15 protein-coding genes are annotated in these 14,602 nt (G+C 49.1%); 11 read left to right on the top strand and 4 right to left on the bottom strand.

Annotation, left to right across the window (positions count from 1 at the left end):
• Positions 1–6: 6 nt before the first annotated feature.
• The 8 genes from parE (at position 7) to ACY2IG_RS08635 (ending at position 8,560) form a co-directional block, all read left to right on the top strand.
• On the top strand, positions 7–1,977 hold the full coding sequence (parE, locus tag ACY2IG_RS08670) for a DNA topoisomerase IV subunit B (RefSeq protein WP_035407952.1): 1,971 nt from the start codon (positions 7–9) through the stop codon (positions 1,975–1,977).
• Positions 1,970–4,375, top strand: a complete 2,406-nt coding sequence (parC, locus tag ACY2IG_RS08665) for a DNA topoisomerase IV subunit A (RefSeq protein WP_462617726.1) — start codon at positions 1,970–1,972, stop codon at positions 4,373–4,375. The genes parE and parC overlap by 8 nt, the downstream gene beginning before the upstream one ends.
• A 297-nt stretch (positions 4,376–4,672) precedes the next feature.
• On the top strand, positions 4,673–5,143 hold the full coding sequence (locus ACY2IG_RS08660) for an NUDIX domain-containing protein (protein ID WP_230088538.1): 471 nt from the start codon (positions 4,673–4,675) through the stop codon (positions 5,141–5,143).
• 286 nt (positions 5,144–5,429) lie between these two features.
• Entirely contained in the window at positions 5,430–6,077 is a 648-nt protein-coding gene (locus ACY2IG_RS08655; RefSeq protein ID WP_035407956.1) for a hypothetical protein, read from the top strand.
• Positions 6,074–6,868: a DUF3307 domain-containing protein gene (locus ACY2IG_RS08650; RefSeq protein WP_308101547.1), complete on the top strand. Its 795-nt coding sequence runs from the start codon at positions 6,074–6,076 to the stop codon at positions 6,866–6,868. Before ACY2IG_RS08655 ends, ACY2IG_RS08650 begins: the two co-directional genes overlap by 4 nt.
• A 46-nt stretch (positions 6,869–6,914) precedes the next feature.
• Positions 6,915–7,466, top strand: coding sequence for a histidine phosphatase family protein (locus ACY2IG_RS08645; protein WP_462617725.1), 552 nt, complete (start codon positions 6,915–6,917; stop codon positions 7,464–7,466).
• On the top strand, positions 7,463–8,323 hold the full coding sequence (locus ACY2IG_RS08640) for a ComEC/Rec2 family competence protein (RefSeq protein ID WP_414651178.1): 861 nt from the start codon (positions 7,463–7,465) through the stop codon (positions 8,321–8,323). Before ACY2IG_RS08645 ends, ACY2IG_RS08640 begins: the two co-directional genes overlap by 4 nt.
• 21 nt (positions 8,324–8,344) lie before the next feature.
• Positions 8,345–8,560: a DUF3006 domain-containing protein gene (locus tag ACY2IG_RS08635; protein ID WP_290750423.1), complete on the top strand. Its 216-nt coding sequence runs from the start codon at positions 8,345–8,347 to the stop codon at positions 8,558–8,560.
• A gap of 33 nt (positions 8,561–8,593) precedes the next feature.
• Here the strand turns inward: ACY2IG_RS08635 and ACY2IG_RS08630 are convergent, their stop codons facing one another.
• Positions 8,594–8,821 carry a hypothetical protein gene (locus ACY2IG_RS08630; RefSeq protein WP_290758460.1) on the bottom strand — a complete coding sequence of 76 codons (228 nt, stop codon included), beginning with the start codon at positions 8,819–8,821 and terminating at the stop codon, positions 8,594–8,596.
• 224 nt (positions 8,822–9,045) lie between these two features.
• Between ACY2IG_RS08630 and ACY2IG_RS08625 the strand changes: the two genes are divergently transcribed.
• From ACY2IG_RS08625 to ACY2IG_RS08615, 3 genes are read left to right on the top strand one after another with little or no spacing between them, the layout of a single operon-like run.
• Positions 9,046–9,954 carry an AAA family ATPase gene (locus ACY2IG_RS08625; RefSeq protein WP_056061438.1) on the top strand — a complete coding sequence of 303 codons (909 nt, stop codon included), beginning with the start codon at positions 9,046–9,048 and terminating at the stop codon, positions 9,952–9,954.
• A 2-nt stretch (positions 9,955–9,956) separates the two neighbouring features.
• Positions 9,957–11,003, top strand: coding sequence for a DUF58 domain-containing protein (locus tag ACY2IG_RS08620; RefSeq protein WP_035407969.1), 1,047 nt, complete (start codon positions 9,957–9,959; stop codon positions 11,001–11,003).
• Positions 11,000–11,974 (top strand): hypothetical protein, encoded by a 975-nt coding sequence (locus tag ACY2IG_RS08615; protein ID WP_462617724.1) that lies wholly within the window; start codon positions 11,000–11,002, stop codon positions 11,972–11,974. The genes ACY2IG_RS08620 and ACY2IG_RS08615 overlap by 4 nt, the downstream gene beginning before the upstream one ends.
• A 245-nt stretch (positions 11,975–12,219) precedes the next feature.
• Here ACY2IG_RS08615 and ACY2IG_RS08610 read toward each other — a convergent pair whose 3' ends face one another.
• The 3 genes from ACY2IG_RS08610 to ACY2IG_RS08600 all read right to left on the bottom strand — a co-directional run bounded on the left by ACY2IG_RS08610 (position 12,220) and on the right by ACY2IG_RS08600 (position 14,550).
• Positions 12,220–12,738: a hypothetical protein gene (locus ACY2IG_RS08610; RefSeq protein WP_462617723.1), complete on the bottom strand. Its 519-nt coding sequence runs from the start codon at positions 12,736–12,738 to the stop codon at positions 12,220–12,222.
• 326 nt (positions 12,739–13,064) lie between these two features.
• On the bottom strand, positions 13,065–13,391 hold the full coding sequence (locus ACY2IG_RS08605; RefSeq protein WP_290750408.1) for a hypothetical protein: 327 nt from the start codon (positions 13,389–13,391) through the stop codon (positions 13,065–13,067).
• A 154-nt stretch (positions 13,392–13,545) separates the two neighbouring features.
• Entirely contained in the window at positions 13,546–14,550 is a 1,005-nt protein-coding gene (locus ACY2IG_RS08600; protein ID WP_290750405.1) for a helix-turn-helix transcriptional regulator, read from the bottom strand.
• Between the last annotated feature and the right edge of the window lie 52 nt (positions 14,551–14,602).

Raw genomic sequence — 14,602 nt, 5'->3', positions numbered from 1 at the left:
AAATGAATGGCGACAGACTTAAATAACTACAATGATGATGCCATACAGGTGCTCGAAGGACTCGAAGCAGTCCGGAAGCGCCCAGGTATGTATATCGGTTCTACCGATCACCGTGGACTTCACCATCTCGTCTACGAGATCGTTGATAACGCGATCGATGAAGCACTCGCAGGATTCGGGGAACAAATTGATGTCACGATCCATAAAGATAATGCAATCACGGTCCGTGACCATGGACGTGGGATGCCGACGGGGATGCATGCATCGGGAAAACCGACTGCTGAAGTCATCTTCACGGTCCTTCACGCCGGTGGTAAGTTCGGTCAAGGTGGATATAAGACGTCCGGTGGCTTACACGGTGTCGGGGCGTCGGTCGTTAACGCCTTATCAACGGATTTGAAAGTAACGATCTTCCGTGACGGGAAACAATATGAGCAAACGTTTGAAAACGGCGGGATTCCGAAGACGACGTTGCTTGAAACGGGTACGACGCGCCAAAAAGGAACGAGCGTCTACTTTAAACCAGATGGCTCGATCTTCAGTACGTTGACATACAACTACGATACGCTTGCGGAACGCTTACGCGAATCAGCCTTCTTGCTAAAAGGTCTGAAGATTACGTTGACGGACGAACGGTCCGACAAACAGGACATCTTCCAGTACCAAGACGGTGTCAGCGAATTCGTCCAGTACTTGAACGATGATAAAGACACGCTTCATCCGACAGTTGCATTCGAAGGAACGGAAAACGAGATCGAAGTCGATATCGCCTTCCAGTTCACGGATGCGTACTCGGAAAACGTCCTTTCGTTCGTCAACAACGTCCGGACACGCGACGGCGGCACACATGAAGTCGGGGCAAAAACAGCAATGACACGGGTCATGAATGAATATGCCCGGAAAAACACGCTTTTGAAGGAAAAGGATAAGAACCTTGACGGAAATGATATCCGCGAAGGGTTGACGATGATCGTCTCGATCCGAATTCCGGAAGAATTCCTTCAGTTCGAAGGACAAACGAAGTCGAAACTCGGTTCACCGGAAGCGCGGACGAGCTGTGACGCTGTCATCAGTCGTCGTCTCTCGACATACTTGGAGGAAAACCCGCAAACGGCGACACTGTTAATCAAAAAAGCAATTCGCGCTGCGCAAGCCCGGGAAGCGGCACGGAAAGCGCGCGAAGAAGCACGAAACGGGAAAAAGAAAAAACGTTCGAGCATCTTGAACGGAAAACTAACACCTGCGGCTTCAAAAAACGCGGACAAGAATGAATTGTTCCTCGTTGAGGGTGATTCTGCCGGTGGTTCTGCAAAACAAGGACGAAACCGGACGTTCCAAGCGATCCTTCCACTTCGTGGTAAGGTCTTGAACACAGAGAAAGCGAAACTTGCCGATATCATGAAGAATGAAGAAATCAACACGATCATTCACGCGATTGGCGGCGGTGTCGGAGCTGATTTCGACTTGTCAGATTGTAATTTCGACAAAGTCATCATCATGACCGATGCCGATACCGATGGCGCGCATATCCAAGTCTTATTGCTGACTTTCTTCTTCCGCTACATGCGCCCATTGATTGACGCTGGGAAGGTCTTCGTTGCTTTACCACCGCTCTACCGTGTCTCAAAAGGGAAAGGCAAATCGGAGAAGTTCGAATACGTCTGGGATGAAGAGACCCTTAAGAAAACAACGAAGAAATTCGGTAAAGGTTATATGATCCAGCGTTACAAAGGACTTGGGGAGATGAACGCACCGCAACTCTGGGAAACGACGATGGATCCCGAGACACGGACGTTGATCCGGGTTACGATCGACGATGCTGCCGTAGCGGAAAAACGCGTCTCTGTCCTGATGGGAGATAACGTCGGACACCGCCGGACGTGGATCGAGGACAATGTCGCCTTCGGTCTCGCCGAAGACCTCTCGATCATCGAGAACGAGCACGTGACGAAAGAGAGTGTGAACGAACATGTCTAATCTACAAAACATCCTGAACCTGTCGCTCGAGCAAGTCGTCGGCGACCGGTTTGGTCGTTATTCGAAATATATCATTCAAGATCGTGCCTTACCGGATGCCCGTGATGGTCTGAAACCAGTACAACGTCGGATCTTGTATGCGATGCATACGGAAGGAAACCTGTTCGACCGTGCTTACCGAAAATCGGCGAAGACAGTCGGCGTCGTCATCGGTAACTACCACCCGCATGGTGACTCATCGGTCTATGAAGCAATGGTCCGCTTGAGCCAAGAGTGGAAGCTCCGTTACCCGTTGATCGATATGCAAGGAAACAATGGATCAATCGACGGCGATAGCGCGGCAGCGATGCGGTATACGGAAGCCCGTCTTTCGAAAGTCTCGAGTCTCATTCTCGACGGGATCAATAAACAGACTGTCGATTACACGCTCAACTTCGATGATACGACGGAGGAACCGCTTGTCTTACCATCACTACTACCGAACCTGCTGATGAACGGTTCGACGGGGATTTCCGCCGGTTACGCAACCGAGATTCCACCGCACCACGCGGGGGAAGTCCTTGATGCTGCGATCGGTCGAATCTCCGGTACGGTTCAGAACGTCGATGACTTATTGACGCACATGCAAGGTCCTGATTTCCCGACTGGTGGCGTCGTTCAAGGTCTTGACGGCATCAAAAAGGCGTTCGAGACAGGACGTGGGAAAGTTATCATCCGTTCGCGTTCAACGATTGAGACATTGCGGGGCGGTCGCCAGCAAATCGTTATCACTGAGCTCCCGTATGAGGTCAACAAAGCGAACCTCGTCAAACGGATGGAAGAACTCCGTCTTGATAAAAAGGTTGAAGGTGTTGCCGAAGTTCGTGACGAGACCGATCGCGATGGTTTACGTGTTGTCATCGAGTTGAAAAAGGAAGCGGACGCGGAAGGTGTCTTACACTTCTATCTCAAACAAACGGATCTACAAATTGCCTATAACTACAATATGGTCGCGATCCACGAGCGGACACCGCGGCAAATGGGCGTCTTGACGTTGCTTGATGCGTATCTCGCACACGTCAAGGAAGTCGTCATCCGCCGGACAGCATTTGATCTTGAGCAAGCGAAACGCCGCCAGGAAGTCGTCTCCGCCTTGATGACAGCGATCTCTGTCCTCGATGAGACACTTGCCTTGATCCGTTCTGCATCGAATAAAGCAGATGCGAAGGACAAGCTGATTGCGCGGTTCAACTTCACGGACCGTCAAGCGGAAGCCGTCGTCATGCTTCAACTCTACCGGTTAACGAATACCGATATCGTCGAGTTGCAGGAAGAAGCGTCGAAACTCGAGAAGGAGATCGCTCGTCTTGAGAAGATCCTCAACGATGAAAAGACACGTAATCGTCTCATCATCAAGGAATTGACGGTCTTGAAAGAACAAGTCGCGGACAAACGTCGCTCGACGATCGAAGCGGAAGTAGAAGAACTGAAGCTGAAGACGGAAGTCATGATCGCTGTCGAGGAAACGATGGTCTTCCTGTCGAAGAACGGTTACGTCAAACGTTCATCACTCCGTTCATTCGGTGCCTCGAACGACTTACCGGACTTGAAGGAACAGGATCGTCCGTTGCTCCAAGGGCAAGCGATGACGACCGATCACTTGATTGTCTGGACCGTTCGCGGAAACTACTTGCTGATTCCGGTCCACCAATTGCCGGATACGAAATGGAAAGATGGCGGTCAACACGTCGCGAACCTCGTCCCTCTCGAACCGGGTGACCGGGTTCTTTCAGCGGATCTCGTCCGCTCGTTCGATGAAGCCCATCACTGCTTGTTCGTTACCCGTCAAGGGATGGTCAAACGCTCGAAACTGAGTGATTACAATGCACAGCGGAAGTCAAAACCACTCCAAGGCGTCCGTCTGAAGGCAGACGACGAAGTCTTGTACGCTCAGGTCTCGACGGGTCAAACGGATCTTTTCCTTGCGACACAGAACGGTTTCGGGCTCTGGTTCACGGAAGATGACGTCCCGGTCGTCGGTGTCCGGGCTGCCGGTGTCAAGGCGATCAACCTGAAGGATCAGGACGTCGTCGCGGGTGCGATCGGCTTCAAGGAAGCGCCGCAGATCGTTCTTTTGACGCAACGGGGTGCCTTGAAGAAGATGCGTCTCGCGGATCAGTTCCAAGTCTCGAGCCGTGCGCTCCGTGGCTTACAATTACTGCGTGATTTGAAGTCAAAACCACACCGGGTCGCAGCATTGATCGATGTCACGCAAGCAAAGGAATTGGTCCTTAGCGGGAAAGAGCAGGAGAAAACGATCCAAATCGGTTCGTTATCGTTCCTCGACCGCTTATCGAACGGTTCATTCGCCTATGATGAAGAGAAATTCGGTCCATTGCTCGACTGGTATACACGATGAGATAAGGCTCCTCCGGATAGCGGGGGAGCTTTTTTAGATTTAGCAGGGCAGGAGAGGGAATTTTGAGACGAATGCTCGGAATTTTGAGATTTATCGCGAGAAATATCGTTTACAAATTGAAACACTGACCAATAACGGCTACAATAGAAGAAATAGTCAGGTCACGATTCGTCACGAACAAGCGTCGGGTCACGCGTCTCCGCAGCTTTGCTTATAGCGTCAATTGATCAAGCAGCTACGGGACCGTCCCTTTAGCTGCTTGTTGTGCAATCTGCCGACCTTGGAGAGGTGATGAAGATGAAATTCAGACGTCGCGAAAAAGTAGCAATCTATATCACTCGGGAAAAACCTAACGGATGGGAACTACTTGTTTTTCATCCACAATCGGCTCCTGAGAGTGATTGGCAGATTCCTGCAGGTACGATCGAAGATGCTGAAATCGCAAAAGAAGCGGCTGTCCGTGAGACGCTTGAGGAAAGTGGTCTCTCGTTAGCATCCGTCCAGTACATCGGCGAAGAAGAGATGCGTTATCCGGAGCGAATGCGGGTGCATTACACGTATTTCTATCATGCGCACATTGAATGCCAAGAGAACCGCTGGACGCATTGTGTTGCTGGTGACGGTCAGGATTGCGGTGATTTCTTTGATTTTGCGTGGTTGCCGCTTGAACGGATCACGCAACTCGAACGCCGCCATCATATATTCTTGGATCGTTTGATTCATCGATTGGAACGGACACGTCCGTATGATTGTCGAAAACACGGTTAATCCCGTGTTTTTTTGTTTTGTCTCACTATCTTAAGTTTACCTTGATTATGAGACAAATTCTTATAACTATTGATAATATATGTTATGTTAACCTAAATAAAAAAATGATATTTTAGTCAAATCCATTTATCCCCCCTGCCATTTAAAAATCGGTCTATCGTCCTGTTGGTCTTCCTCCTTATTCTTTGTTACTCTAATAACAGTAACACTGCAAATGTTACCTTTTTAACGGTAACAAATTAAATGTTTCCATCATTGTGGTAACAAACGAACAGGAGGAATCGTCATGCAAGCTGTTGCTTTGTCGTTTGATGTCAAAGGTTCCCGCGATTATCCGAGCAAAGAAGCGTTACTTCAAGCGCTTCGTGTACTCGCGAACGATTTGAATACAGCATTTCCATTGAGTATTGTTCCGTTTCAAATCAAATCCGGCGATAGTTTACTAGCGGTATTCGCGGATTATCCGGTTAGTTATCCGGTCATTCTGCACTTATTGAATCAAGAGTTGCCAGGTTACATCGGGATTGGATTTGGTCAATATGAGACGATTTCGACGACGCGGGCTGAAGAAGCCAATGGTAGTGCAATCATTCATGCTTTCGAAGCACAGGAATTAGCGAAGACGCTTCCATCGCGGATTGCCTTTGCTGGACCGCCCTACTTACCGACTGCCTTGCTGAACGGTTATCTCGAAATGCTGTATCCGGCTTACTTCGGGAAGACGGACCGTCAGATTGAACTGCACCGGTTGATGGATCGATATCCGGATGATACGTATGAAGAGATCGGACTGAAGATGGGCTTCAAGGAACAAGATGCCCGCGTAAATGTCGCAAAACTCGTCTCCCGCTCGCAGCGTAAGCAACGGAAGCGACTTGAAGCTGCCTTGACCCAGGCACTGGAGCAATTCCAAGTCTGGGAGGCGATTCGGTGACCGTCTTACTTAGTCTTTTACTTGTCCATCTACTTGCTGATTTTCCATTACAGACGAAACGAATGGCGCAACTGAAACATCGACACCAACGCATCTTACTCCAACATCTTGCCGTTCATGCGGCTCTGATGCTACTTGTGCTTGCGTTCTTCGTCATCCAACGGGAATTGACCATCGACATCGCCGGGTGGCTTGGAGGCAGCATTCTCGTGTTTCACGCCCTACTCGATGCTTCCCCGCTCAAACGCCGCGTCAAACAAGCAGCAGCGTACTGGATCGATCAAGCGTTACATATCGTTGCCATCATCGCCTTGACATGGGTGTTCGTTCCGATCGATTGGTCGTTGTCGTTCGCACGACCGGAGCAGATCCTGTGGATTCTTTGCTTTAGTTTAGTGACGACGGAGTTACTCGGTCACGGAATCGCCCTGATGCTCGCACCATTCGCGCCGCGGTTGATTGAAGCGCATTTCGAGCGGAAAGTGACACGCAAAGAGCAATTAGATGGCATCTCGCGGACCGTCACGCACGAAGTCGAAGATTCTGCGCGCAGTTATACGACGGAATTAATCGGGATCGGACGTTATATCGGTCTCGTCGAACGAGCAATCATCACCCTGCTCGTTGTCACGAATGCAACTGGAGCCATTGGCTTCATCATTGCCTTGAAGGCATTGGCTCGTTTTAAACAGTTTGAAGATCGCCGCTTTGCGGAATATTACATCATCGGGAGCTTGCTCAGTATCTTAGGAGCGATTTTATGTGGACTGGCAATCCGTGTCGCTTTGTAAACGATGAATGAAAGTGAGGGAGACGGTGTAATCCGTCGTACGACATATGAAACAAATTGGATTAGTGAGGCATCACCGGGTGACGGAAGGATATCCGATGAAAGGCTGGATTAGCGCTAGCGATATTGAAAAATGGATTGAACGGTATGATACGTCAGAGATCGATATTCAACCGGTCGAGCTCGGTCAGATTGACTGGACCGTTTGTTATGCCAGTAGCATGCCGCGTGCCGTCCAGACGGCGCAGAGCGTTTATGATCAAGAAATCATCGTGACGGATCTGCTGCGTGAAGTGCCGTTTCCGACGATTCGGTCGAATCTCCGATTACCGTTCCTCGGCTGGGCGGTTCTCGGTCGATTCGCAGCCCCGTTCAGTAAACGAATTCAAGCCGAAATCAAGGATGCGAATGAACGGATTGAAGTGCTCTTAAATCAATTAATGTTCGAAGACGACGAACGGGTTCTACTCGTCGGTCACGGCGGCATGATGATTCTGATGCGCGCTGCCTTAAAACGACGCGGTTACAGCGGACCACGGTTCGGTCATCCGCGCAATGGCATGCTGTATCTGTTCGAGAAAGAGGAACCGACATGTTGAAATGGGGATCAACGATTCTATTAGCACTCTGTTTAATCGTCATCTTCTATACGACACGGGACGAAGAACCCCCTGCCCCGACGGCAGGACAGATGGAGATCTATGGTTTTGACGTCGGTCAAGGAGATAGCACGTTCATCCGAACGAAGGAAGATGCGATCTTGATTGATGGTGGGAATAACGGCAAAGGCGAAGATGTCGTCCGCTACCTGCAAAAATTGGGTATCAAACGCTTAACAGCGGTCATTGCGACACATCCGGACGCCGATCATATCGGTGGACTCGATACCGTCCTCGATGCCTTTCCAGTCGACAGCGTCTATGCCCCGCGAGTCACGCATACGACGGAGACGTATCGCGATTTCCTCCTTGCCGTCAAACGCGAAGGGGTGACGATCAAGTCAGTTAAGGCAGGTCTTAAAATACCGAGTGAAGCCGCACGCTTTACGTTCCTTGCTCCTCTAACAGACGGGACACAGGATCTTAACAGCTGGAGTGCCGTCCTCCGGGTCGAACATGGACAAGACCGCTTCCTCTTCATGGGCGACGCGCCGATCCGAACTGAACAACAATTACTCGAGTCAAACACCGATGTACGTGCTGATGTCTTAAAGCTTGGACATCACGGGGCAGACACATCGTCCTCCCTGCCCTTCCTACAAGCTGTATCACCAAAACGTGCCTTGATCTCAGCCGGAAAGGACAATGCCTATCGTCATCCACGTCCTTCCGTCTTACAAGAACTGAAGGCAGAACGGATTACGATTGACCGAACCGATCAAAGTGGAACGATTCAGTATATCTCGACTGGTGACGGTATCAAGGAATCGAACCGGCCTGATTTACGACCGGAATAACTAGACGCGGAGGTGTATCAGATGCGATTGACCGTAGCTGATTTTGAAGATGATCTAGCAATTTGTGAGACCGACGACCGTGAGACGATCACATTACCGAAAAGTCGTTTACCGCGCCAAGCGACGATTGGCGACCGACTCGATTGGAGCGGACGCTCGATTCGAATCTTACGCAATGAGACGAACGAGCGTAAAAAAGAGATCACCGAGCTGATGGATGATCTCTTTGAAGAATGATGGGATTCCCTCGGTGCGCTGAGGGAGTCTTTTTTAATCAAGTAGACTGATGATGAGTCCAGTGAGGATGCTTGCTGTGAATAAGAAACCAAGTGTATACGTAAGCAAACGTAATCCGATTGGGAGTCGACGGATCGCGGCAAAGGCACGACGATTCGGGGGACCTCCGGAAACGACGCGTTGGTAATCATCGAGCGGACTATGGACGACGTCATGTTGAACGACTGGAGTGGTATCGGATTCTGTAGTGTATGGTTTCATGAGTCCATTCCTCCTTATCTTAGCAACCCTAAATACATTATTCGATAAATGACTTCCTAATCCTGTTTCAATGTTTTTGATATTTCACGAAACTTTTGGATGAAAATGGTAGTATAAAAGGTAGACGTATTTCTAGACCAATCGTTTTAGGAAAATCACTAGCAGTTTTTTCTGAATTTTCGTACACTTTAGAAATACAAAGCATCTTAAAGGGGGAATCGTTTATGTTTCAAACGTTACGGACATCACTTAAGCAATCCATCCTTGGTCAGGACGATGTGATTGATCATTTATTGATCGGTTTACTTGCCGAGGGGCATATTTTACTCGAAGACCGTCCCGGGACTGGTAAGACAACACTAGCAAAAGCGCTCGCACAGACACTCGATGCAAAATTCTCACGTGTTCAATGTACAGCAGATACGTTACCGACGGATTTACTCGGAATGGAGCTGTTTAACCCACTCACTGGGTCGTTCGAACAACGGTTTGGTCCGCTGTTTGCGAACATTGTCCTCGTTGATGAGATCAACCGAACGACTCCACGGACCCAGTCCGCTCTCCTTGAAGCCATGGCAGAGGCACAAGTGACAATTGGTGATATGTCGTATACGCTACCCCAACACTTTCTTGTCATCGCGACACAAAACCCGTTCGACGGACACGGCACGTTCCCGCTCCCCCATGCGCAACTCGACCGCTTCTTGTTCAAGTTGTCGTTCGCTCCCCTGACGCGTCAAGCGGAAAAAGCATTGTTACGTGGAGCGCATCTGACCGCAGCCGATCTACACATTCCACTCGAACAACTCAACGACTGGAAAGAGGAAGTGGTTGCTGTCACGATTGAGGACAGCGTCGAAAATTACTTACTTGATGTCTGTGACGCACTCCGCGCCCATCGTGACGTTGAGATTGGACCAAGTCCACGAGCGACACTCGCCCTTTTAAAGGCAGCAAAAGCGCGTGCTTGGATGCAAGAGCGGACGTACGTCACACCAGAAGACGTCAAACACTTAGCAACGCCGCTTCTCGCTCACCGACTCGTCCTAACACTTGAAGCGACGCTGAAGTTGTCGAACGAACGTCTCGTTCAGCAGGTTCTCGATTCACTCACCGTTCCAACTGAGGTGTAATCATGCAATTGATCACACCAAAAGCCTTTAACCTCATCATTCTCACCATGACGGGCGCAAGTGGGATCATCGTCGGACTCTATGGTCCTGTTTGGATGGCGGCCTTGTTATTTGCCTATACGATATACGGCTGGGTGATGCCCTATTATCTTGAATATGTCGCGAAGCGGATCCACGTCCGCCTCCTTGAGACAGTCCGTGCTTTCCGGGAAGAAGCGATCCAGATTCCGTTCGAGCTGACGAATCCGACGAAGTTGCCGCTTGGACGGATTACGATTTCCGGTCTACTCGGGGATCAAATCAAGCTTCCTGACGCGAATAGTCAGTTTTGGCGTCAACACATGTATGTCGGTAAACAGACGATCGTCCCGTTTTCAATCGATGTCATTGCCGCACAGCGAGGAACGATTCGGATTCAATCGTTTGACATCATGATCTCGGATCCGTTTCATCTGATGACGATCTATATCACGCTCGACATCCAGGAACTTGGGCATGTCTTCCCGGACTTCGCACCAGCGTCCGTCGAGTGGAACGAGCGGATGATTCCGGGTGAGACGATTGATCGTTCGAGTCCGTTTTCGGATCGTTCGAGTTTTCATTCAGTCGTTCCCTATTCCGGAGATGCGAAATCGATCTATTGGTCTGCCTATGCAAAGACAAACGAACTGTATTCGTATCAATATGATCGGAAACGTAATCATGATTATGCCGTGATCGTCGATGGTCTGTCAGCAGACGGGCTCGCCCTCCGCTCTGACTTCGAGAAACTCTTATCGCGTGCCGCAACAATCATCCGCGAACTCGAAAAACAAGGCGCTTCCTACAGTCTTTGGATCTCGATGGTCAATCGAACGGGTCAGTGGTATCATGTCCCGTCCGGTACGGGGAAACATCAGTTCCTTCGGACGATGGAATGTCTTGCCCGGATCTCAGAATATGACTTACCACTCGAGCGCCGCTATTTCACGAAACGCTTACAACGGAGCGTTCCGTCAACGACGGCAGAGATCCATCTCGGTCATCGGCAGAAAGGGGTGAGCGCATGATTCTCTGGTGGATTTTCCTAGCGAGTCTGTTACCCGTTCCGTTCTATCTAGCACTCGTTTTCCCGGCACTTGCCTTCGTGCCGCACCGCTCGCTTCGGATTGGACTGCAGCTACTCGCAGCGGGATTACTGTTCATTCTATCTCCGGTTGCTTGTATTTTAGCTCTTATCTTCGTCGCCTGGACCGCATTTCTTGATACGGTCGAGTCAGCTTGGCGTTACGCCGCAAGTGGACTGATCGTCGGTGGCGTGATGATTCTATTCCCAGGTGTGACTCCACCGCTTGGTGCCTTTTTGCTCCTCTTCCTTGTCGTCGCGTATCCATTCGTCGTCACCTATATGACAGAATGGCGACGTATCTTCTTAACAGTTGGTCTGATGCTGACGTTAGGGCTCCTTTTAGCCGGTCTTTTTCGATTGACGAAGGAAGTACTCGTAGGGTCCGTGACGAATTCGATCCGACCGCTGTTTGAAGCATTTGGCTCCCTCTTCCTTTGGACGGAGCCACTCGGACGAAAAGCGGACAACATGACGAACCGCGCGATGGGACTTGAAAACATCAAAAGCGTGGAAGACGTCAAACAAGCAACGGTCCAAGCGGGAACGTCACATTGGATTTGGATCGTGACGGCAATCGTGACTGTATGGTTAGTTGCAATCACGCTGTACGTCATCCGGAAGCGAAAAGTCATTCCGATTGAAATGGAACAGACTGTCAAACGTTCCAAACAGGTACGAACGCATGCTCCAAAACGTTATAGTCATCACCCGTTGCTGAAGATTGCTTCGCAACTTGAACAAGCCTTCCCAAGACGTCATGAGGAGACGACGCTTGAGTGGTTGATGCGGATTGAGTTCCCGGATGCGTCATCCAATGCGCGTTTAATCGACGGGATTGAATTCAGTACAAGCGAACCCGCCTATGATATCCAAACGTTCCGGCGTCAAGTACGCGAACAAATCGAACGTTAACAAAAAGCCTTTGCTCGTGGAGCAAGGGCTTTTTGTCGCATTAAGTGCGCATCAATTGATTGCGTAGTGTCGTCGCAAGTCACCAGTCGCAGAGACGGTTTGATCCACCATCGCGCCACCACAACATGTCAATATCCGGGAAATCGTCTTAGCGCCAACAAAACATTTCGATGGACGAAAAACAGACCGAAGCGGAAAGAAATGAGTACACTTCCGGACACTTTCGGTTTAGTTTCCTTCAAGCGTTAATTTTCCAGGTGGCTCTGTTCAATCGTTTGAAAAATCGATTGATAGATCCTCAGTTGCTCCGAACGATTCGGTCGTTCGATCCCCTCTCCGAACAACCAGGTCGTCTCTTGCGTATCGTCATAGAGCATACCAGCTGCAAACGTCGGATTCGGCACCGAGATGCTTCCCTCATAGGAGAGACTCGGATCAAGAAACGGTTCGATGGATTTTTGAGAGCCGATGAAGAAAAATGGAATATGTGCTTTCCGGTAGACGGAGGGATAGTCACGTCCTGCTGCTTTATGTAAGTACTCCGGCATGATCATGACGGCGTCATATTGACGTAAATCTCCTTTGATTTCCTGCAGATCAATTGAGTGGAAGTCCGGAGATTGTGTAAGAACTGGAGCCGTTCCGACGACAGCGATGGTGAGATCGATGGTACTAGCTTTTGGCGTCAACGTCGATTTTTTCAACATACACACGGTAAGCAGTAGACTGAGTGCAAGTAAAGTCATGACGGTTCTTTGTCTCATCTGTCCCTCCATGATTTCCTGATATTAGGTCTTTCACCTAGTTTCTTTATACCATAAAAATGTGTGGCGTTATGTTTTCGAACAATAGGGAAATCACAAGAATAAAGTGTCAACGGAATCCGATAAAAAAAGACTCCCTAGTTGGAGTCTTCTTACTTTTCAGCATCGATTTTTGAAGCCTTACGCGCAATGACGACAATAAAGACGATGGCACCGACAGGAATCACGAGCGGCATCCAGTCGAGGATATACTGTGCGTTCATCGTATCCCCCCTTACCTAGCAAGCTATAAGCGTAGCATATGCCAATTGCTGGGGAGTTGCAAGTCACAGTCGGGGTAGAAGCGCGTAGGCAACTGAATAATAGATCAAAACACTTGTTGAAAGCATATACCCGATGAATAAAAGGGGGGTAAATTTAGGTTTCATGCGCCGTTCGATCAAACGTAGCGATCCGATGGTGACAACAAGAGCGATAACCGGACTGAATCCGAACGCGACGATGTCGAGTGATGTCATGACATCTTCTGGTAACACGAAATGAAAGACAAAAAGTGAGAATAAGTACCAAGATGTATAGGATAAACAAACGAAGAACAGGAAAGCACCTAATTTCCGCATCCCGTTTGATCGGCTTTTTTCCATCTGTTGCATGTCGTTCCTCCTACATAAGTATCAGATACCTATAATAGTAACTGGAACTATTCGCTTAAAATATTCAAATATGAATATCCGACAAAAAACGACATTTTTTTATTCCGTAATTAAAAAAGCAAGATCCATGGTCAAATGAACCTTGCTTTACCTCTTAAAGAGCAGGTGTTTCGACTTGGTACATCGTCGCAAGACCCGCTACTTTATTCTTGAATGTCTCTCGGCGTTCGACAGGTGCGATGATTTCTGCTTGGTTGCCGAACTGGATCAGCCACATCATGAAGCCGTCAGAAAAGAGCGCATCGACCTTAACCTCGAACCAGAGGTCATCGAGACGACGACAACGGATATCGGTCCCGAACCGGTCAACGACGGTCGGCATCAGACTCTCCTGGAATTTAAGCGTCAATTGCTCGTTCTCTCCTCCATACATGTTGAACATATTACTTAAGTAACTTGGCTCGACATAGACCGGTTCTTCCATCGGTTCGAATGCTTTACAATCAACGATTCGATCGACCCGATACGTTCGAACCTCTTTGATCCGTTCGTCTCTTCCGATCAAATAGTAATTTCCATTATCCATCAATAGATGTGCTGGTGAAACGAGATAATGCTCGCCATCCTTGCGTAACTCGAACTTTCGCGTCCGTTCGTTGAATTTCCCTTGGTACTGGAAGCTGATGACGAAACCTTCGCTGATTGCTTTCTGAATCGTATCGATTGAGCGGGACGTCATCCCTTTTGGTTTTTTGACAGTATGTAGGACCGGCTGAAGTGACTCCGCCATCTTATCACTCGTCAGGGATTGAAGCGTCTTGACGAGAGCTGTTGTCTCACTTTCCGAGATGAACTTCGCACTAGCGATGGCATCGACGAGCAATCGGAGCTGATGATGTTCAAAAGGACGACTGACGAGATGATACGGAATGGCAAGTCCATTCTTCGTCTCTTCCGCCACGACGTCGAAGCCTGATTTAGCAAGTGCTGCAATATCATCCTTTAACGATTTTCGGGATAGCTTCTCGATTAAGCCTCGTTTCGAGAGTTCCATGCTTAATTCCTCAAGCGTCAACGTATGATCTTCATCCGACTGACGTTCGAAGATTTCTCGTACAGCAAGTAAGCGGTCACGGTTTGTTAATTTTTCGTTTGACACTACGCATCCTCATTTCCTAAGTCACAATGGTTTGGTTATACTTTACAGTATA

Source organism: Exiguobacterium sp. EF_C8 (genome assembly GCF_054956715.1).
The sequence above is the reverse complement of the archived record's forward strand: the minus strand, read 5'-3'. Positions and strand labels throughout refer to the sequence as shown.